Here is a 20,031-nt window from a genome sequence, read left to right on the forward strand (position 1 = left end):
GATATATCTAGTACCATGTATTGAACAGTACTAAACTAAGAAAGGAGGATTACATTTGAACGTTCAGTTTAAAAAAGGTGTGTTAGAGCTATGTGTTTTGGCACTTGTGAAACGTAAAGATAGTTACGGTTATGAACTTGTACAGCAAATTTCAAATAAATTTTTAATATCGGAAGGTTCAGTATATCCATTATTACGTCGTTTAACGAAAGAGGGATATTTTCAAACGTATTTAAAAGAGTCCACGGAAGGACCGCCTCGTAAATATTATCAGCTAACAGAGCAAGGAGAGACGCAACTTCATTTGTTAGTAACAGAGTGGAGTGATTTTGCGAAAGGGGTACAAGAAATTATTGAAGGGGTGAATTGGGATGAATAAAGAACAATTCCTTAGAGAATTATCGAATCAGCTTAGAAAGTTACCGGAAGAAGAGAGGAAAGATATTTTATTTGATTATGAAGAGCACTTTCAGTTTGGGATAGAAGAAGGGAAAACTGAATTAGAAATAATAAAAGGACTTGGTTCTCCTAAAGTAATTGCAAAAGAATTACTTGCGATGTATCGTTTCGATGAAATGAAAAAAGATCCATCGACTTCAAATGTTACAAGAGCTGTCATGGCGGCGATTGGACTTAGTTTATTTAATTTTATTATCGTGTTAGGCCCTTTAGTTGCAATTATCGGTTTTATATTTTCTTTTTGGGTCGGTGGGATTGCTAGTGTAGTGACACCATTTTTCGTTATCGTAAAAGTATTTATGGGCACTTTTATATGGTTGGATCTTTTCGTTAGTATAACATTTGTTGGAGTAGGTTTGTTGTTATGTATGATAGCGTATTATAGTACGAAGTGGTTTAAAAGATTGTGCGTACGTTATGTGATATGGAACTTCAAAATGATAAAAGGGGAGTAGATGATGAAAAAAATATTGTTAGTAGCTATCGCTTGTATCATTATTGGAGTAATAGGGATTTCACAAACATATGAAAAAGCAGTGCAAACTGCAGAAAAAGGCGATAAAGAAGACGTAATTAAAAACGAAACGTTAAAAAATATAGAAGTTAAGTTAGGTGCTGGGGATATTGTCGTCCAAAAATCTCCGGATGCCTCTTTTTATGTAAAGCAAACAGGAGATGTAAGTAAACAAGAAATTCGTATTACTGAAGATGGTGACACATTAAAAGTTATTGGGGAAAGAAAAAAAGATGTTTCGTTTGATTTTTCCTTTTACAATTTCGGATTTCAAACGTCTACATTGACTATATTTGTACCAGAACGTTCTTACCAAGAGATCAAAGTAAATTCAGCAGCTGGACAAATAGAAATAAGTGATGTGAAAAGTGACCGCGTAAATGTTGGAACGCTGGCAGGAGAAGTGGATTTGAAGCATGTAACAGCTAAGAACGTAGAGGGATCTACAAAAGCTGGTGAGGTGAACTTTAAAAAGGTTATAGGGAAAGTAACAGCAAAAACGACTAGTGGGGATGTATATATTATGGATCATGATCCTAAGTATGATGTAGAGGCAACCTCAACTGCTGGAGATGTAGCTATTACTTTATCGGAAAAACCAAAAGATGCAGTAATAAATGGGCAAACTCCTGCTGGAGACGTGACAATTTTTAATGAGGAAAATAAAAACGTAACAATTGGTAATGGGGGTAAAAAGATTAGCGGCAAAACGGCTGCTGGAGATGTTACTATAGAAACACGTTAATAATAGATGAGAAGATAGATTCATTCGAGTTTTTGGAATGAATCAAAATCTACCAATATATACAAAAGAAGATAATTCCCTATATAAATAAGGGAATTATCTTCTTTTATTATTTTTAATGTAAATCACGATATACGCCAATTACTTTTCCAATAACTGACACTTGTTTTAAAATGATAGGTTCTAATGAAGAGTTTTCCGGTTGTAGACGGAAGTGATCTTTTTCTTTATAGAAACGTTTAACAGTTGCTTCGTTATCCTCTGTTAAGGCAACGACAATTTCACCGTTGTATGCAGATTGTTGTTGGCGAACAACAACTAAATCTCCATCAAAGATACCAGCTTCAATCATGCTATCTCCAGAAATACGTAACATAAATACTTGATCTGATCCAGAAACGATACTAGCTGGAAGTGGGAAGTGCTCTTCTACACTTTCGACTGCTGTAATCGGTAAACCGGCAGTAACTTTTCCGACGATTGGAACTTGAATAACAGATTGTGTTTCTGTATCCATTCGGTCATCGCCTAAAATTTCGATTGCTCGTGGTTTTGTTGGATCGCGTCGAATATAGCCCTTTTCTTCTAGTCGTGATAAATGTCCGTGCACTGTAGAACTAGAAGCGAGGCCGACTGCTTGACCGATTTCACGTACGGAAGGTGGATATCCTTTTTCTTGTACTTTTAGCTTAATAAAGTCGAGAATGTCTTGCTGGCGTTTCGTTAACTTTTCCATGTTTTCTAACACCTCGTTTTCTTTCGTTTTTCTTATTAATAAGTATAACATGCGAAAAAACATTCTACAAACATAAGTTCGAACAAAAGGGAGATTTATGATACACTAGAGAGAAAATATAGCGAGAAAGAAGGGTTAAAAATGAATGCAATTGTTTATGCACGTGTGAGTACAACAAAAGAAGCACAAGAAACATCGTTATTGCGTCAAAAGGATGAATTATTGCATTTAGCTGAGCGCTATGAAATGAATGTGACAAAAGTGATTGAGGAACAGGCTAGTGGCTATACAATTGAACGTGATGGCATATTAGAAGTATTAGATACAATTCGAGATGAACAAGTTGATGTACTTCTAATACAAGATGAAACACGTCTTGGTAGAGGGAATGCGAAGATTGCATTAATGCATTGTTTACATAAAGAGGGAATAAAAGTATATACACATACGCATAATGGTGAATTACAATTGTCGGATTCTGATTCGATGGTATTAGATATAATTAGTATTGTTGAAGAATATCAAAGAAAGATTCATAACTTGAAAATTAAACGTGGTATGCAACGCGCGGTAGAAAAAGGCTATCGGCCAGAAAATAATTTAAAAAATCGTCATTTAAGCGTAGGGCGAGAGAAAAAAGAAGTGCCAATTGAGGAAATTGTACGTTTGCGCAAGAGTGAACTCACTTTCGAAGAAATTGCGGCAACGCTTCGTGGATTTGGTCATAATGTTTCAAAAGCGACTGTACATCGTAGATACGTAGAGTATACAAAGCAATTGCTTGATAAAGAAGAGTAACTATTGTATGATAATAATCAGTTTTGATTAGAAGGGGGATTCGAGATGCTTAATCACGAACTCGTTGAACGCATTAACTTCTTAGCGAAAAAAGCAAAAGCTGAAGGTTTAACTGAAGAAGAAAAACGTGAGCGTCAATCGCTACGAGAACAATATTTAAAAGGATTTCGTCAAAATATGTTAAACGAACTTAAAGGAATTAAAGTCGTTAACGAAGAAGGTACAGATGTTACACCAGCGAAATTAAAAGCTTTAAAAAAGCAAGATAATGCAAAATTAAATTAAAAGATGGGCGAAGCCCATCTTTTTTTATTTGTTATTTAATAACTTTCCAGTTGTTATTTCTCGTTGCTTCTATTCTTTTATGCTTCAATATATAGTTAGCAATAAGTTCAGACATATCTGTTGGAATATCTTTTATTACTGGTTTATTTTGAAACATGAAGAAATTCCCTCCGCCGTTTGCTCGATAATTATTCATAACAACGTCATATTCTTCATTTATATCGAGTGTAGCGCCTTTATACTGTAAAGACTCTACTCTTTCACCAATTGGTTTTGAAATGTTTAATACATACGAAATCCCTTCCCACATATCGTAATTATAATGCGCAGGTTTTGGTTCTATGAATGCAGGATTAACAATTATATCTCCAACTTTATTTAATGTGAAATAAGAAGCAGAAAGTTCGAGAGCATCTTTTATATCGGCTCCAGTCACTCGAATAACTTTTAATGTGTTTGGGTAAATATAATTGGAAACGATATCCCGCATTGTGACATGTTTCGGGAATCCTGGAGATGTATTATGAAACAAACTTGTACAAGAAATAGAAACGTTAGCTATATCCATCTGGATTTTATTTATGAATTCAATAAAAGGATGGTCTTGCAAACGAGTTTGCATAGCATCTGAAATTCGCATGTCTCCATGAATGATGCCAATAGGCTGATCAAGCCATTTTTGTGTTTTCTCTTCATAATCGGCGACCAAGGAAAGAACATCTTTGTCGGCCTCGATTCCTTGCACAGGCAATAATTGTGCGTAACTATTTTTCTTTACCCATTTTTGTTCTGTTTTTTCGAATATTACTTTTACCTTTCCAACGGAGTGTCCATTGCATCCGGTCTGTAAAATTGTTACACCATTATCTAAAGTTTGAGCAATTTCTCGGTGTTGGTGACCTGTTAGTAAAATATCTATACCATCAATTTCATCATACATTGCGTATCCTTGGTTTTCACCTGTTAAAACTTCAGTTGGTACTCCAGTTTGAAAATCGCGTTCAAATCCCCCGTGATAGGCTACGACTAGTAAATCGGGCTTCTCATGTTCACGGATGTAAGGAACCCACTTTTTTATTGTTTTTAGTGCATCTTCAAATAGTAAATCTTTAATATGATGGGCCTGTTCCCAATTCGGGATGTAATGTGTTGTTGCCCCTAAAATAGCAATTTTTATATTTGATTCAATATGTTTTATTATATAAGGTTTCCCAAAATAAGGTTCTTTTATGTTTTTATCTAGAATGTTTGCTGATAAGTACGGGAAGTTTGCAGTTTCTACAGCATGATTTAATATATCCATTCCATAATTAAATTCATGATTGCCGATAATTGCAGCATCATAATTTAAATAGTTGGCCAATAAGGACATTGGATTTTTCTTATCATTTTCGTATGTAGCGTAATGATAAGTTAATGGTGTTCCTTGTATGAAATCACCGTTATCAACTAAAAGGACGTTTGTATTTTTGGAGCGTTCTTTTTTTATAAGAGTAGAAATTTTAGCTAAACCAATTTCTGCTTTGGAGTTATCTTGGTAGTGAATTGGATACACAGTACCATGTACATCGCTTGTTAATAAAATATTTAAAGTTACAATTTGATTTTGAATCAATACCATTCACCTTTTCTATTGTTATCTTTCAATTAATCATATCAAATATATGAAAGGAATTTTAATGAGAATGTATAGAATGTGTAAAGATTCTGTAAATAAGTAATTGTTTGTAAAAATATGTGATATATTTCTTCATGTTTACGGAAGGTTATTTTATAACAACGAAAAATGGAGGCATAAACATGTTGAAAAAAGTTTTTGCAATGAGCACAACAGTTGTACTAGCAGCGGGGTTATTAAGTGGCTGTGGAACGAAGGAATCAAGTGCAAGTAAAAATGAGGATACGAAAAAAGGTTATGTACCGAAGACGTTAAATGTTCAATTTGTTCCTTCTCAAAATGCAGATACGTTAGAGGCGAAAGCGAAACCATTGGAAAAACTATTAAGTGATAAATTAAACATTCCGGTAAAAGTTAGTATTTCAACGAATTACAATACGATTGTAGAAGCGATGGCATCAAAACAAGTAGATGTAGGATTTTTACCTCCAACAGCGTATGTGTTAGCGCATGAGAAGAAGGCTGCAAACGTAATATTACAGGCGCAACGTTTTGGGGTAGATGATGAAACTGGAGCTCCCACAAAGGACTTAGTAGATTTTTATAAATCAGAGTTTGTTGTTAAGAAAGATTCTAATATTAATAGTGTGAAAGATTTAAAAGGTAAAAAAATTGGTTATCAAGATGTAACATCATCAGCAGGGTATGTATGGCCTGCAGCTGTATTGTTAAAAGAGGGAGTCGATCCGCTAAAGGATGTGAAACCTGTTACATTAAAAGGTCATGATCAGTCACTTATTGCTCTTTTAAATGGTGATATTGATGCAGCTGTTGTATTCCAAGATGCTCGTAATATTGTAAAAAAAGATTATCCGAATATATTTGATCAAACGAAAATAGTAAAATTTACGGAGAAAATTCCAAACGATACGATTTCTGTACGTTCTGATTTAGATGCGGAGTGGAGCAAGAAATTACAAGATGCTTTCATTGAAATAGGAAAGAATGAAGAAGGGCACAAAATCATTAAAGAGGTATACTCACATGAAGGATATGTGAAATCTGATGATAGTAAATTTGATATCGTTCGTGACTATGGAAAGAAAGTGAAAACACAATAATACATATGGAAATGGCGACTAACTGGAAAGTGTGTGATTTCAGTTAGTTTGCCGTTTTTCAGTTATTGATAATACATAGAAGGTAGGTAAGATGTGTGATAGAGTTTCAAAATGTCTCCAAAGTGTATCCAAATGGTACGAAAGGATTGAAAAACATAAATTTAAAAATTCAAAAAGGTGAATTTGTTGTAATGGTCGGGCTATCTGGGGCTGGAAAATCTACACTCCTCAGATCAGTAAATCGCCTTCATGAGATTACAGAAGGAGAAATTATTATTGAAGGTGAGTCTATTACTGCTGCAAAAGGCAAAGAGTTACGACGCATGCGCCGAGATATTGGTATGATTTTTCAAAGCTTTAACCTTGTAAAGCGATCCACGGTACTGAAGAATGTATTAGCCGGGCGTGTTGGATATCATTCGACATTACGTACAACGTTAGGCTTGTTTCCGAAGGAAGATTTGGAACTTGCATTTCAGGCTTTGAACAGGGTAAATATTTTAGAAAAAGCATATGAACGAGCAGATGAATTATCAGGAGGACAACAGCAACGTGTATCGATTGCTAGAGCATTGGCACAAGAAGCGAAAATTATATTGGCAGATGAGCCTGTTGCTTCGTTAGACCCACTGACAACAAAGCAAGTAATGGATGATTTGAAAAAAATTAATGAAGATTTTGGAATTACGACAATTGTAAACTTACATTCTATTGATTTAGCGAGGCAATATGCTACACGCATTATTGGATTACATGCAGGTGAAATTGTTTTTGATGGTGTAGTAGATGAGGCAACGGATGAAAAATTTGCTGAAATTTATGGGGACGTAGCTCAGAAAAGCTCACTATTAGAGGTGGCAGCTAAATGAATGACGTGACGATATATTCGAAATCAATACCGAAGCCGCCGAGTAAATTGAAACATATGTTAACGGTTATTCTAGTTATTTTACTGTTGTGGTGTAGTAGTGTACAGGTCGACGCATCATTTTCAAAACTAGTAGTTGGTTTTCCAAATATGATGGATTTATTGAAGGAAATGGTGCCACCAGATTGGAGTTATTTTCAAGTTATTACAACAGCAATGTTAGATACAATACGCATGGCGATTATTGGAACGACTTTAGGAGCGATTTTAGCCATTCCACTTGCACTATTTGCAGCAAGTAATGTATTTACTAGTGTATTTTTGTACAGTCCAGCTCGATTGATTTTAAATTTTATACGAACGATACCAGATTTATTATTAGCGGCTATTTTTGTAGCGATTTTTGGAATAGGACCACTTCCAGGTATTTTGGCTCTTACTTGTTTCTCAGTTGGGCTCGTAGCGAAATTATTGTATGAGTCAATTGAATCAATTGATCCAGGTCCATTAGAAGCGATGACAGCTGTAGGAGCGAATAAGGTGCAATGGATTGTTTATGGGGTCATTCCGCAAGTGAAAGCGCACTTTGTTTCCTACGTACTTTATACATTTGAGGTGAATGTACGTGCCGCAGCTGTTCTAGGTTTAGTAGGAGCAGGTGGCATTGGTTTATATTATGATCGTACACTTGGATTTTTACAATATCAACAAACTGCTTCCATTATTATTTATACCCTTGTTGTTGTATTGTTAATTGATTATATAAGTACATTGTTGCGGGAGAAATTATAATGAGTAAAACGACGATAATCGTACCAAAACCGAAGAAACCGAGTGTAAATCGCTGGATTATTTTTATAGCACTAACAGTTATATATGTATGGGCCTTTTCAGGTGTCCCACTCGAGGGAATAAAAAATACAGCGGGAGAAATTACAAAAGCAATTATGGCAGGCGTGTTGAACCCAGATTGGTCGTATGTATCTTTGCCTGATGGTGAAGATTTATTACATGGTTTGATTGATACGTTGGCAATTGCAATATTAGGTACATTTATTTCTGCCTTTTTATCTGTTCCATTTGCTTTTTGGGCGGCAACGAATATGAGTAGTGGAAAATTAACTTCAGGTGCTGGGAAATTTGTACTTAGTTTTGTTCGTACATTTCCTGAATTAGTTATGGCTCTTTTATTTATAAAAGCTGTTGGGCCAGGCTCTTTTGCCGGAGTTCTAGCTTTAGGGTTACACTCTATCGGAATGTTAGGGAAACTATATTCGGAAGGAATTGAAAATATAGATAAGGGACCGACCGAGGCGTTAATATCAACAGGTGCAAATCGGTTTCAAATACTTTGGTATGCGGTATTACCACAAGTGTTACCAGATTTTCTATCGTATACGTTATACAGGTTCGAAATTAATGTGCGATCCGCTGCGATTTTAGGTGTAATTGGAGCAGGTGGTATTGGTACGCCATTAATTTTTGCATTAAGTTCACGGAATTGGTCTCGTGTGGGAATTATTTTATTGGGCATCATTCTAATGGTAATTATAATCGATTTTATTTCAAGTTCGATTCGAAAACGGATTGTTTAACGGATTTTAAAAGCATCGAAGTCAGATGCTTTTTTGTCTTTTTAAGTGTTTATTAAAAGAAGTCTGTACGTTTGTATAAATATACAGATAATTCCCTTTCTTTTTAAAATAAAAACAATAAAAAAGTATGTCATATTGAATACCCATACATTCCCGAAATCATTGGTTTTTTTATAAAAAATCAAAAAAACATCAACATATTTGTCGATACATGTTGTATAATCTTGCGTGGGAAGCTATCATATAAATGTATAAAACGTTTACTAATATAAGCGAAGGGAAGAATAGCATGTCACATTCAATCGAACAACTTTCTATCAACACGATTCGCACATTATCCATCGATGCGATTGAAAAAGCAAACTCTGGTCACCCAGGAATGCCAATGGGTGCAGCACCAATGGCTTATACATTATGGACTCAATTTATGAAACATAATCCAAATAACCCAACGTGGTTTAACCGCGATCGTTTCGTATTATCTGCAGGTCATGGTTCAATGTTATTATACAGCCTACTTCACCTATCTGGTTATGATGTAACAATGGATGACTTAAAGAACTTCCGTCAATGGGGAAGTAAAACTCCAGGACATCCTGAGTACGGTCATACTGCAGGTGTAGACGCAACTACTGGTCCACTTGGACAAGGTATTGCAACTGCTGTAGGTATGGCAATGGCTGAAAGACATTTAGCGGCTAAATATAACCGTGATGCGTATAATGTAGTAGATCATCATACATACGCTATTTGTGGTGATGGAGATTTAATGGAAGGCGTTTCTGCTGAAGCATCTTCATTAGCTGCTCATTTACAATTAGGTCGTCTTGTTGTGCTTTACGATTCAAACGATATTTCATTAGATGGCGATTTAAATCGTTCATTCTCTGAAAGTGTAGAAGATCGTTACAAAGCATACGGATGGCAAGTAATCCGTGTTGAGGATGGAAACGATATTGAAGCAATCGCGAAAGCAATTGAAGAAGCGAAAGCTGACGAAAAACGCCCAACGCTAATTGAAGTAAGAACGACAATTGGTTTCGGTTCTCCAAACAAATCAGGAAAATCAGCTTCACACGGTTCTCCACTTGGTGTAGACGAAACAAAATTAACGAAAGAAGCATACGCTTGGACTGCTGAACAAGACTTCCATGTAGCAGAAGAAGTATATGACAACTTCCGTAAAACAGTACAAGATGTTGGTGAAACAGCGCAAGCAGCTTGGAACACGATGTTAGGTGAATATGCACAAGCATATCCAGAATTAGCAAACGAACTGCAAGCAGCAATGAACGGTCTTCTTCCAGAAGGTTGGGAACAAAGCTTACCAACTTATGAATTAGGATCAAAAGCAGCAACACGTAATTCTTCAGGTGCTGTAATTAATGCAATTGCAGAGTCTGTACCATCATTCTTCGGTGGATCTGCTGACCTTGCTGGTTCTAACAAAACATACATGAATAACGAAAAAGACTTTACAAGAGAAGATTACAGCGGTAAAAACATTTGGTACGGTGTACGTGAATTCGCAATGGGTGCAGCAATGAACGGTATTGCACTACATGGTGGTTTAAAAACTTACGGTGGTACGTTCTTCGTATTCTCTGACTACTTACGTCCAGCAATTCGTCTTGCAGCATTAATGCAATTGCCAGTAACGTATGTATTCACACACGACAGTATCGCTGTTGGTGAAGACGGTCCAACACATGAGCCAGTTGAGCAATTAGCAGCGCTTCGTGCAATGCCAAATGTATCTGTTATTCGTCCAGCTGACGGTAACGAATCTGTTGCGGCTTGGAGATTAGCTTTAGAATCTACAAAAACACCAACTGCTTTAGTATTAACTCGTCAAGATCTTCCAACATTAGAAGGCGCAAAAGAAGATACGTATGAAAAAGTTGCAAAAGGTGCATATGTAGTTTCTGCAAGCAAGAAAGAAACAGCTGATGTAATTTTACTTGCATCTGGATCTGAAGTAAGTCTAGCTGTTGAAGCACAAAAAGCGTTAGCAGTAGACGGCGTTGACGCAGCTGTTGTCAGCATGCCATCTATGGATCGCTTTGAAGCTCAAACTGCTGAGTACAAAGAATCTGTATTACCAAAAGCAGTAACAAAACGTTTCGCAATCGAAATGGGTGCTACATTCGGATGGCACCGTTACGTAGGTCTTGAAGGAGATGTGTTAGGTATCGATACATTCGGTGCTTCTGCTCCTGGTGAGAAGATTATGAAAGAGTATGGATTTACTGTAGAGAACGTTGTTCGTAAAGTAAAAGAAATGCTTTAATGATTTTAGAAAAATCTCTCCGGCATGGAGAGGTTTTTCTATGTAAATGAGTTTTTTCGACAGAAAAAGTTTTTTATCTCTCCGCAGTCAGACAATCATTGCAAATTTTCTTCTATATAATGAAGAGAAAAGGTTGTCCAGATTGGGAGGCTGAAAATGAAAACGTATGAATTGTATTTAATTCAAGAGGATATTGCGAAAGCTTATTTTGGTCGTGAATATTTGTTTTTTGATTTATTTGCTCGATTTTCAGAATCTGGGTCCCTTTCGGAGAAAAAAGTGTTATATAAACAAATGATGTATATAACGATGCCATTACAAGTAATGAAAATTCATCATAAATTAGAGCAAGCTTTGTGTGTTCTTGGTAAATATGATAGAACACATCATACGCATACACTTTTTACGGGAGCGGAATATGGCGAAATAATAGTGAAACCACACTATATTCGCATGGATACCTCTGGAAATGTCTCTATGGAAACGACTTTCTTTGAGGTGTTAAGAAAGTGTGAACTAACATTTTTAGCTATGGATTATGAAAATAAAAAGTACGGATGGTTGAATCCTTTAAAACAAGTACGAACATATGTGTAAAAAATGTCGAATTCTATCTTGTCTTATTGAAAAGGTTTTAGTACACTGTAAGGTAGACAACATGAAGGAGGAAAATATATGCCAATTTGGTTAGGTATTCTAGTGGGCGTAGTAGCACTAGTAGCAGGCGTGGCGTTAGGATTTTTCATTGCCCGCAAATACATGATGAACTACTTAGAAAAAAATCCACCAATTAATGAACAAATGTTAAAAATGATGATGATGCAAATGGGACAAAAACCTTCCCAAAAGAAAATCAATCAAATGATGAGCGCGATGAGCAAGCAACAAACAAAATAAGCGCTAAAGGGCACTCGATAAGAGTGCCCTTTCCTATTGGATTTTGAAAGTATTTAAAACTTTTAAAAATTCTGTATTTTTGTTAAACTGAAAACATCGCTCATTTTAAGGGAGGAGGATAAATATGAAAGTATTTTTTAATTTAGCTTGGTTTTTTAAACAAGAAAAACGAGCGTACATAATTGGGATTATTATGTTATTTGGTGTCGCGCTTCTTGAACTTGTAGCCCCGAAAGTACTAGGTATTGTAGTAGATGAAATTAATAATGGAACATTAACATCTGAAAAATTGTTGAAGTGGGTTATTCTGTTAGTTGTTGTAGGAATTACTATGTACATATTGCGTTATTTGTGGCGTATTATGATTTTTGGATCTTCTTTAAAATTAGCCCGTCAATTACGAAAGAATTTATATGAACATTTTACAAAGATGAGTCCAACTTTCTATCAATCACGTCGTACAGGCGATTTGATGGCGCATGCGACCAATGATATTCAGGCAATTCAGCAAACTGCTGGATCGGGTGTTTTAACACTTGTTGACTCATTAGCAGTTGGAGGATGTGTACTTGTGGCGATGGGGTTTACAATTAGTTGGAAGTTGACATTATTAAGTTTAATTCCGATGCCAATTGTAGCGATTTCTACAAATTATTATGGAACTTTATTGCATAGAAGATTTCATAAAGCGCAGCAATCGTTTTCTGAAATCAATGATAAAGTACAAGAAAGTATGAGTGGGATGAAGGTGATTCGCTCGCTTGGACAAGAGAAAGAGGATTTGGAAGCATTTCGGAAGAAATCAGAAGATGTCGTACATAAAAATATGTTAGTCGCGCGTATTGACTCGTTATTCGATCCAACGATTGCACTTATTGTCGGGTTTTCGTTTTTAATCGCAGTTTGTTACGGATCTTTATTAGTAGTACGGGGCGAATTAACTGTAGGAGAGCTAGTAACGTTTACAACATACTTAGGGACTCTTGTATGGCCAATGTTAGCTTTTGGATGGTTGTTTAATATTATGGAACGTGGACGCGCTTCGTATGATCGTGTGGAGAAAATACTTTCACAAACTTCAGATGTAGTAAATAAGGAAGACGCTATAAATACTATAGCAAGTGGTGATGTTTCATTTGCTATTGATTCATTTTCTTATAAGAAAAATGAACTATTAAACTTAAAAGATATTTATGTTAATTTAAGAAAAGGTGAAACGCTAGGTATTGTGGGACGTACCGGTGCAGGGAAGACGACGTTGTTAAAATGTTTAATTCGAGAATATGATCATTTTAATGGTGAATTAAAAGTTGGTGAGCGGGATATTCGAGATGTAACACTTCATGGTGTACGTTCTGCAATTTCATACGTGCCGCAAGATCATTTTTTATTTTCAGCGAGTATTGGAGAGAACATTGCATTCGGAAAGGTCGATGCTACATATAAAGAAATTGCGCGTGCTGCTGAAATTGCTTGTATTCATAATGATATCGTTCAATTTTCAGAAGGGTATGATACGGTAGTAGGTGAAAGAGGTGTTTCACTATCGGGAGGTCAAAAACAGCGGATTTCAATTGCGCGTGCTTTATTAACGAATGCTGAAATTTTAATTTTAGATGATTGTTTATCAGCTGTCGATGCAAAAACAGAAGAAACTATATTATCCGCATTGAAACGGGAAAGAGCAGAAAAAACGACGATTATTACTGCACACCGTTTAAGTGCAATTCAGCATGCAAACATTATTCTTGTGATTGATGAAGGAGCGGTAGTGCAACGAGGAACACATGAACAGTTGATGGGAGAAAATGGTTGGTATAAAGAAATGTACGAAAGCCAGCAACTAGAGGCGTTAGTAGAGAAAGGAGGCGTATGATGGCTGAGAAAAAGCGGAGTGATTTAAGAAGATTACTTTCTTATATGAGACCATATAAAAGGTTATTAGCATTAGCATTTTTATTCCTAGTTGGTGCAACTGTAACTGAAATGATGGGTCCTTTTTTAATTAAACAATTTCTTGATGAACATTTAGTACCGCGTAACTTTGATCAATCAGCACTTGTTACTCTATTTGTAGTGTATATAATTGCACATTTATTAAAAGTATTATTTACGTATTTAGATTTATTGTACTTTCAAAATATAGCTTTTAAGATTGTTCAAGATATGCGAGTTGAAGTGTATGAACACGTTCAAAAATTGTCATTAAGTTTCTTTGATCGTACGCCGATAGGTACACTCGTATCTCGCATAACAAATGATACGGAAGCGATTAAGGATTTTTATGTAAGTGTACTATCAACATTCGTAAAAAATGTAGTGTTTTTAGTAGGGATTTTAGTGGCGATGTTTTTATTAGATGTAAAATTAGCACTATTTTCTCTTATATTAATTCCAATTATGTTTGCTATTATGGTGCTATATCGCCGGAAAAGTGCAGCTTTTTATTTAGAAGTACGTAATCAATTAAGCGTATTAAATGCGAAGTTAAATGAGTCCATTCAAGGAATGAATATTGTTCAAGTATTCAGACAAGAAAAACGTATGAGAAAAGAATTTGAAGAGGTGAATAATAAACATTATAGTGCAGGACGACGCACGTTAAAGTTAGACGCATTACTCTTACGTCCAGCAACGGATTTAGTTCATATTGTAGCAATTGCATTAGTACTTGGTTTATTCGGAATTGACGCTTTAAAGAGTCCCGTTGAAGTAGGAGTTTTATATGCGTTTGTTAACTATATTCATCGTTTCTTCCAACCTGTAAATGAGATGATGATGAAATTATCATTTTTCCAACAGGCACTTGTTTCATCATCACGTGTATTTCATTTAATAGATGAGAAAGATTTAGCGCCGGTTCAAAAAGGGGATGGGAATCCTCAAGTAGTTAATGGAGATATTGAATTTAAAAATGTTACTTTTTCGTATGATGGAAAGCGTGATGTTTTAAAAAATGTATCTTTTCATGTGAAACAAGGGCAAACGGTTGCTTTTGTTGGGCATACTGGTAGCGGAAAAAGTACCATTATGAATTTACTAATGCGATTTTATAATATTAAGTCGGGAAACATTGTAATAGACGGTGTAGATTTAGAGAAATTTGAAGAACGAGAAATTAGAAAGAGAATAGGACTCGTATTGCAAGATGCATTTTTATTTGCAGGAAATGTAAAGCAAAATATTCGTATGTACAATGAAGAAATTACAGATGAAGAAGTAAAAGAAGCTGCGCAATTTGTGCAAGCCAATACGTTTATTGAAAAATTACCAAAGCAGTATGAAACAGAAGTAGTAGAAAGAGGAGCTGCATTTTCTAGTGGTCAACGACAATTAATTGCTTTTGCTAGAACGATAGCAACTAATCCGAAAGTGTTAGTATTAGATGAGGCAACAGCTAATATCGATACAGAAACAGAAGAGGCTATTCAAACAGCGTTGCAGCAAATGAGAAAAGGTAGAACGACGATAGCGATTGCTCACAGGTTATCTACAATTCAAGATGCAGATCAAATATTCGTTATGCATGATGGAGAGATAGTAGAAAGGGGAACACATCAAGAGTTACTGAGTGAGCAAGGGTTGTATTATAATATGTATTTACTACAAAATAAAGGAAGCTTGCAAAAGGCCTTGTAATATACAAGGTCTTTTTTACTTTGTATATAAAATATATTTACTCTTTGTTTTTATAGCATACATGTCGTGTCCATTTAGTAAAGTTGTACATATTGTATGTATACGGAATGAAAAAATTTGATAGGAGATTTTATATGCAAAACAGATCGAGTTCAAATGTTACGTTTATCGATGTGTCTCATTGGGAAGGGAGTATTGATTGGAATGCAGTGAAGGCATCTGGCATTCCAGCAACATATGCAAAAGCGACAGAAGGTGTAAATTATCTTGATCCTACTTTTGTTCAAAATGTACAAGCGGCACGAAATGCGAATGTATTAATCGGTGCATACCATTTTGCACATCCAGAACAAAATGATGCAATTTCAGAAGCGAAATATTTTGTGAGTATATTACAAAGCAATCAAACAGACTTAATGCCAGTTCTAGATTTAGAGTCACCAACAGATCCGAGTAATAGTAATTTAACTGGTACCGCTATATCTAATTGGGCAAGAAGTTTCATAAATTATGTGAAACAGGCTACTGGAAAAAATGTAATGTTATATACAGGAGTTTGGTATATTAATGAGTTTGGAATTAACGGGTTAAGTGATATTCCACTTTGGATTGCTAGATATTCTAGTACACCGCCTGCTGATGCTGGTGGATGGACAGAGTGGACAGCGTGGCAATACACTGATTCTGGTCAAATTTCAGGTGTAGGAAATTGTGATGTATCAGCAGCAGTTTCATTAGAAGCTTTGCAAGGGAATGGATCGAGTGGTGGAGGGAATGTTTCTCCGCCTAATAATGCAACTCCAGTTTACGGTGTTGCTGTAATTAATGGCGATAATGTAAATTTACGGACTGGACCATCTTTACAATCTAGTGTAATTCGCCAGCTAAATCGAGGTGAATCATATGAAGTTTTGAGCGAACAAGATGGTTGGCTTGCTTTGGGTGGAAATGAATGGATATACTATGATTCGAGTTATATTCAGTATAAACATTATGTGGCGACTATTACTGGTGACAATGTGAATCTACGGGATGCTCCATCATTAAGTGGAAATGTTATAAGACAGCTACATCATGGTGAGGCATATCGAGTATGGTGTAAGCAAGATGGCTGGTTCGGATTAGGTGGAAATGAATGGATATATTATGATTCGAGTTATATTCAGTATGGTGTATAATAAAGTCAACGTAAAAGGTATCTCGCCTGAGATACCTTTTATCCCGCGATTTGCAGGCAGTAAGAATCTCGGCGAATGCGAGGAAGATAGGTGGGAGTTGCCCGTAAAAGGCCGATTGGTGAGGGCTAATAATGAGTGGGTGATAGAACAAAACACTGATTAAAGTGTCACTCTATGAAAAAAGTAATTTTCACAAGTTGTATATTAAAAGCATAGTATAATACAATGGGGATATTTATAAAAAATAATCAAAAATTGAAATAAAGGAGTAAAAATATGGATTATGTGCTAATAGGTGTAATTTTAATATTATTAGCTGCAGTATTCGTACTGTTTTATAAAAATAAACAGTTGGAATCAGAGAGCCAGCAGGTGGAATTTGAAAAAAAGCAAGCGATTGAAACGTATGAAAGTGAAATTGCAGCCACGGTTACAGAACATAAAGAGCAACAAAATACGTTAAAAAATATGGAACAGAAAAAGTATAATGATTTACAAGTTAGTACAGCTAGAGAACTTGAAAATATGCGTATGATGAAAAATCAATTAGCTATGCAACATAGTAAAGAACGTAGTGAAATGCAAGATAAACATAGTAATGAAATACATATGTTTCAAAAGTTAATTGCAGATTTACGAGAGTATACTAAAAATAGCGCTGAAGTAAATACGCATGAAACATTACATTATATGAAGCAAGGATTTTTAGAACAAGAAATCATACAAGAAGATGAATTTCATATTATGCCGAATGTTTTTATTAGAGATAAACTTGGAATAAACGATATTCGAATCCATCATCTTATCTTATATAAAACTGGTATGTATTTACTTGAGACGAGAGAGTGGACAGGAAAATTAATTCATGGTGTAACGAAAGAGAATGCTAGTATATATTCATTTATGCTTGATGAAATAGGTAAGTATCAACAAGAAATTAAAAAAGAAGAGACGCTTGAATGTATTACAGGTGAAGATTCGTTAACTATACAAGTGAAAAATGAAGGGAATCCAGTATATAAAGCGAAGAAACAATCTCAAATTTTATACAATTGTTTGAAAGAATTGCAAGTTGATATTGTAAAAGAAAACGTAAAGCCAATTGTATATTTTTATAATGAGAGTGGTAAAGAAGTACTAGATCTTTCTAATGAGGACACACCTAGATTAAAAGATAGGGAGCAAATCGTAGCGTTTTTCAAAAATGAAGTTTTAACAGGGGAAGTAATATATACAGCGCAAGAGTTACAAAAGATAAGAGAAATGCTTTGCCAGGTGAATTAAAAAGGGGGAGATTTTTCTGGGTGCTCTATTACATGGGATTTTGTATGTTTATTTTTGTTTGTATATAGTCATGTACATTGCGTTTATTTTCGTTATCGATATAGTTCATATGTCATTAAGTGTAAAGAGTATTTTTGTAGTAGTTATGCCATTTATTTTATTAGTCATGATTCAAAGAGTCATCTTACGTGCTTCTACAAGTCGTAATAAAGAAAAGAAACAAATGTTACGTGTAATGATAGTAGGGATCATTCCATTAATAGTGTGTGCTGTACAATTAAGTATGAATGAGTACACTTCCAATTTTAATCGAGATCGGTGGTTAAATGACGAAGAGAAACGGGTACATATGGTAGATGATTTCATGCAAAAATATAAATTAATAGGGAAATCAAATGAAGAAATTACACAATTGTTAGGAACGCCTACTGAAACGAGAAATGAGGAAGAAGGGGTCATCACTTTGTACTATCTTGGGACAGAACGTGGCTTCATTCCAATAGATAGTGAACAGCTTATTTTCCAATTTGATAGAGATGGTAGAGTTTTGACATATAAGGTACAGAGAGGGTAAAGAAACTTAGAGAGAAGCTATATGTTATAGCTTCTTTTTATTTTTCAATATGTTATAGAAAGGGAATATGAATTTTGGATGGAATAAGGAATGAAAGTGGAGGTGATGCATATATATGGATGTATTGGGTTGTTTTTATCTCGCAAAAGCCTGGTTGATGAGGGCTAATAATCAGTGGGGGTGGCCAAAACCCCCACTGATTAAAGTGTCGCTTTATCATATTGTATAAATGAAAAGGAGGTAAGACGGTGAAGACGATACCGACTGAAGTCCTGAGTAAAGAATTGATGGAAAGAGAAGGTGTTATATCTATTACAGTAAAGGAATTTGAAAAGATAGAAGTAGCTGGAGTAGTCGTTGCTGGTCCTGCTGTTATTTTAATTAATCAAGATTGATTACATATTTTCAATATAGAAAAGTAGTGAAAGCATCCGGATAGGATGCTTTTTATTTGTATGGAAGAGGGCGTATAGTAGATAATTGGGATACTGGAGGGAGAGTATGTGGCAATTATTATAACGATGTTATTAATGGGTATTTTATTAGGATTTGTTGGAGCAGGGGGAGCTGGATTTATTATCGCGATACTCACTTTAGTATTTCATATTCCTATTCACGTTGCACTTGCAACATCTTTAACTGCTATGGTATTTACGACGTTATCTGGAGTTATAAGTCATTATCGTGAAGGAAATGTTGTACTTATGATAGGCGGGATTGTTGGTGGATTTGGAGCGCTTGGTTCTTATATCGGTTCAAAGTTTGGTTCGCTTATACCAGCACATCTTCTCCATTGGTTTACAGCTGGGATGTTATTTTTATCAGCAATTTTTATGTTTATTAAATTGATTATGTCTCTAAATAAGCAACAGCCACCCTTATGTGGACAGAAAAAACTTTCAAAAAACAACTTGATGAAATGTATATGTTTAGGATTAGTTACTGGAATGTTGGCTGGTTCATTCGGGATTGGTTCAGCCCCTTTTATACAACTTGGACTAATGGTTCTTTTAGGATTAACGATACAGCAATCTGTAGGAACGACTATGCTTGTTATATTACCGATTGCAATTGGAGGCGGGATTGGATATAGTTCGGAAGGGTATTTAGATTATATATTGTTATTGCAAGTATTAATTGGGACGATGTTAGGAGCATATATCGGTGCGAAGTTTACAAATTATGCACCACGCATGCTGTTGAGATTTTCAATGATTATGACGCCAGTTTTAGCCGGATGTATGTTATTGATGGAATAAAACTACTATAGCAAGGTATTAATATATTTTACGAATGAATTATATAAGTAATTCATATTTCCCATATAAAAGAATTTGCATTAATATTATGAGTATAAAGTTCGAGTATTCGAAGTACTACTTGAATTATATCCCTATCCCTTTTCTAAAAATGCGAACAAGTTTTGCCCT

At 35.3% G+C, this 20,031-nt stretch carries 21 protein-coding genes; 19 read left to right on the forward strand and 2 right to left on the reverse strand.

Annotated features, from left to right (window positions below; all coding sequences use genetic code 11):
* Window positions 1-55 precede the first annotated feature (55 nt).
* Genes ACS2MN_RS25745 through ACS2MN_RS25755 form a run of 3 tightly spaced genes read left to right on the forward strand, consistent with a single transcriptional unit; the run spans window position 56 to window position 1,718 of the window.
* Window positions 56-379: a PadR family transcriptional regulator gene (locus tag ACS2MN_RS25745; protein WP_001102631.1), complete on the forward strand. Its 324-nt coding sequence runs from the start codon at window positions 56-58 to the stop codon at window positions 377-379.
* Window positions 372-914 carry a DUF1700 domain-containing protein gene (locus ACS2MN_RS25750; protein ID WP_001031393.1) on the forward strand — a complete coding sequence of 181 codons (543 nt, stop codon included), beginning with the start codon at window positions 372-374 and terminating at the stop codon, window positions 912-914. The genes ACS2MN_RS25745 and ACS2MN_RS25750 overlap by 8 nt, the downstream gene beginning before the upstream one ends.
* Window positions 915-1,718: a DUF4097 family beta strand repeat-containing protein gene (locus tag ACS2MN_RS25755; protein WP_088055909.1), complete on the forward strand. Its 804-nt coding sequence runs from the start codon at window positions 915-917 to the stop codon at window positions 1,716-1,718.
* A gap of 115 nt (window positions 1,719-1,833) precedes the next feature.
* Here the strand turns inward: ACS2MN_RS25755 and lexA are convergent, their stop codons facing one another.
* Complete coding sequence (gene lexA / locus ACS2MN_RS25760; RefSeq protein ID WP_000413736.1) at window positions 1,834-2,454, reverse strand: transcriptional repressor LexA; 621 nt, start codon at window positions 2,452-2,454, stop codon at window positions 1,834-1,836.
* 141 nt (window positions 2,455-2,595) lie between these two features.
* Here lexA and ACS2MN_RS25765 point away from each other — a divergent pair, with 141 nt between their 5' ends.
* Window positions 2,596-3,252 carry a YneB family resolvase-like protein gene (locus ACS2MN_RS25765; protein WP_000991794.1) on the forward strand — a complete coding sequence of 219 codons (657 nt, stop codon included), beginning with the start codon at window positions 2,596-2,598 and terminating at the stop codon, window positions 3,250-3,252.
* Window positions 3,253-3,297: 45 nt separating this feature from the next.
* On the forward strand, window positions 3,298-3,537 hold the full coding sequence (locus ACS2MN_RS25770; protein WP_098710011.1) for a DUF896 domain-containing protein: 240 nt from the start codon (window positions 3,298-3,300) through the stop codon (window positions 3,535-3,537).
* Window positions 3,538-3,568: 31 nt separating this feature from the next.
* On the opposite strand, the gene ACS2MN_RS25775 is transcribed toward ACS2MN_RS25770, so the two are convergent.
* The gene (locus tag ACS2MN_RS25775; RefSeq protein ID WP_098805222.1) at window positions 3,569-5,152 is read right to left on the reverse strand and encodes a bifunctional metallophosphatase/5'-nucleotidase; all 1,584 of its coding nucleotides are present in this window, start codon (window positions 5,150-5,152) and stop codon (window positions 3,569-3,571) included.
* A 185-nt stretch (window positions 5,153-5,337) separates the two neighbouring features.
* Between ACS2MN_RS25775 and ACS2MN_RS25780 the strand changes: the two genes are divergently transcribed.
* The 14 genes from ACS2MN_RS25780 (at window position 5,338) to ACS2MN_RS25845 (ending at window position 19,860) form a co-directional block, all read left to right on the forward strand.
* Complete coding sequence (locus ACS2MN_RS25780) at window positions 5,338-6,276, forward strand: phosphate/phosphite/phosphonate ABC transporter substrate-binding protein (RefSeq protein ID WP_087948879.1); 939 nt, start codon at window positions 5,338-5,340, stop codon at window positions 6,274-6,276.
* A gap of 95 nt (window positions 6,277-6,371) precedes the next feature.
* Window positions 6,372-7,145, forward strand: coding sequence for a phosphonate ABC transporter ATP-binding protein (gene phnC, locus ACS2MN_RS25785; RefSeq protein WP_070173636.1), 774 nt, complete (start codon window positions 6,372-6,374; stop codon window positions 7,143-7,145).
* Window positions 7,142-7,936: a phosphonate ABC transporter, permease protein PhnE gene (phnE, locus tag ACS2MN_RS25790; protein ID WP_001000769.1), complete on the forward strand. Its 795-nt coding sequence runs from the start codon at window positions 7,142-7,144 to the stop codon at window positions 7,934-7,936. Before phnC ends, phnE (ACS2MN_RS25790) begins: the two co-directional genes overlap by 4 nt.
* Window positions 7,936-8,739, forward strand: coding sequence for a phosphonate ABC transporter, permease protein PhnE (phnE, locus tag ACS2MN_RS25795; RefSeq protein ID WP_087948878.1), 804 nt, complete (start codon window positions 7,936-7,938; stop codon window positions 8,737-8,739). The genes phnE (ACS2MN_RS25790) and phnE (ACS2MN_RS25795) overlap by 1 nt, the downstream gene beginning before the upstream one ends.
* A 289-nt stretch (window positions 8,740-9,028) precedes the next feature.
* Entirely contained in the window at window positions 9,029-11,029 is a 2,001-nt protein-coding gene (gene tkt / locus ACS2MN_RS25800) for a transketolase (protein WP_098710008.1), read from the forward strand.
* A 156-nt stretch (window positions 11,030-11,185) separates the two neighbouring features.
* Window positions 11,186-11,626, forward strand: a complete 441-nt coding sequence (gene sirA, locus ACS2MN_RS25805) for a sporulation inhibitor of replication protein SirA (protein ID WP_346994874.1) — start codon at window positions 11,186-11,188, stop codon at window positions 11,624-11,626.
* Window positions 11,627-11,704: 78 nt separating this feature from the next.
* On the forward strand, window positions 11,705-11,926 hold the full coding sequence (locus ACS2MN_RS25810; RefSeq protein WP_001123316.1) for a YneF family protein: 222 nt from the start codon (window positions 11,705-11,707) through the stop codon (window positions 11,924-11,926).
* A 124-nt stretch (window positions 11,927-12,050) separates the two neighbouring features.
* Window positions 12,051-13,802, forward strand: a complete 1,752-nt coding sequence (locus tag ACS2MN_RS25815) for an ABC transporter transmembrane domain-containing protein (protein WP_000862304.1) — start codon at window positions 12,051-12,053, stop codon at window positions 13,800-13,802.
* On the forward strand, window positions 13,802-15,565 hold the full coding sequence (locus ACS2MN_RS25820) for an ABC transporter ATP-binding protein (protein WP_000818434.1): 1,764 nt from the start codon (window positions 13,802-13,804) through the stop codon (window positions 15,563-15,565). The genes ACS2MN_RS25815 and ACS2MN_RS25820 overlap by 1 nt, the downstream gene beginning before the upstream one ends.
* 134 nt (window positions 15,566-15,699) lie before the next feature.
* Window positions 15,700-16,743, forward strand: a complete 1,044-nt coding sequence (locus tag ACS2MN_RS25825) for a GH25 family lysozyme (RefSeq protein ID WP_098710007.1) — start codon at window positions 15,700-15,702, stop codon at window positions 16,741-16,743.
* 276 nt (window positions 16,744-17,019) lie between these two features.
* Window positions 17,020-18,027, forward strand: a complete 1,008-nt coding sequence (locus ACS2MN_RS25830) for a nuclease-related domain-containing protein (RefSeq protein WP_000386795.1) — start codon at window positions 17,020-17,022, stop codon at window positions 18,025-18,027.
* Between the two features lie 70 nt (window positions 18,028-18,097).
* On the forward strand, window positions 18,098-18,601 hold the full coding sequence (locus ACS2MN_RS25835) for a hypothetical protein (RefSeq protein ID WP_002109353.1): 504 nt from the start codon (window positions 18,098-18,100) through the stop codon (window positions 18,599-18,601).
* Window positions 18,602-18,849: 248 nt separating this feature from the next.
* Window positions 18,850-18,996, forward strand: coding sequence for a BC1881 family protein (locus ACS2MN_RS25840; RefSeq protein ID WP_000849372.1), 147 nt, complete (start codon window positions 18,850-18,852; stop codon window positions 18,994-18,996).
* Window positions 18,997-19,104: 108 nt separating this feature from the next.
* Window positions 19,105-19,860 (forward strand): sulfite exporter TauE/SafE family protein, encoded by a 756-nt coding sequence (locus tag ACS2MN_RS25845; protein WP_088055906.1) that lies wholly within the window; start codon window positions 19,105-19,107, stop codon window positions 19,858-19,860.
* Window positions 19,861-20,031 lie beyond the last annotated feature (171 nt).

The sequence above is a fragment of the Bacillus cereus group sp. BceL062 genome (genome assembly GCF_051780025.1).
Taxonomy (GTDB): domain Bacteria; phylum Bacillota; class Bacilli; order Bacillales; family Bacillaceae_G; genus Bacillus_A; species Bacillus_A toyonensis.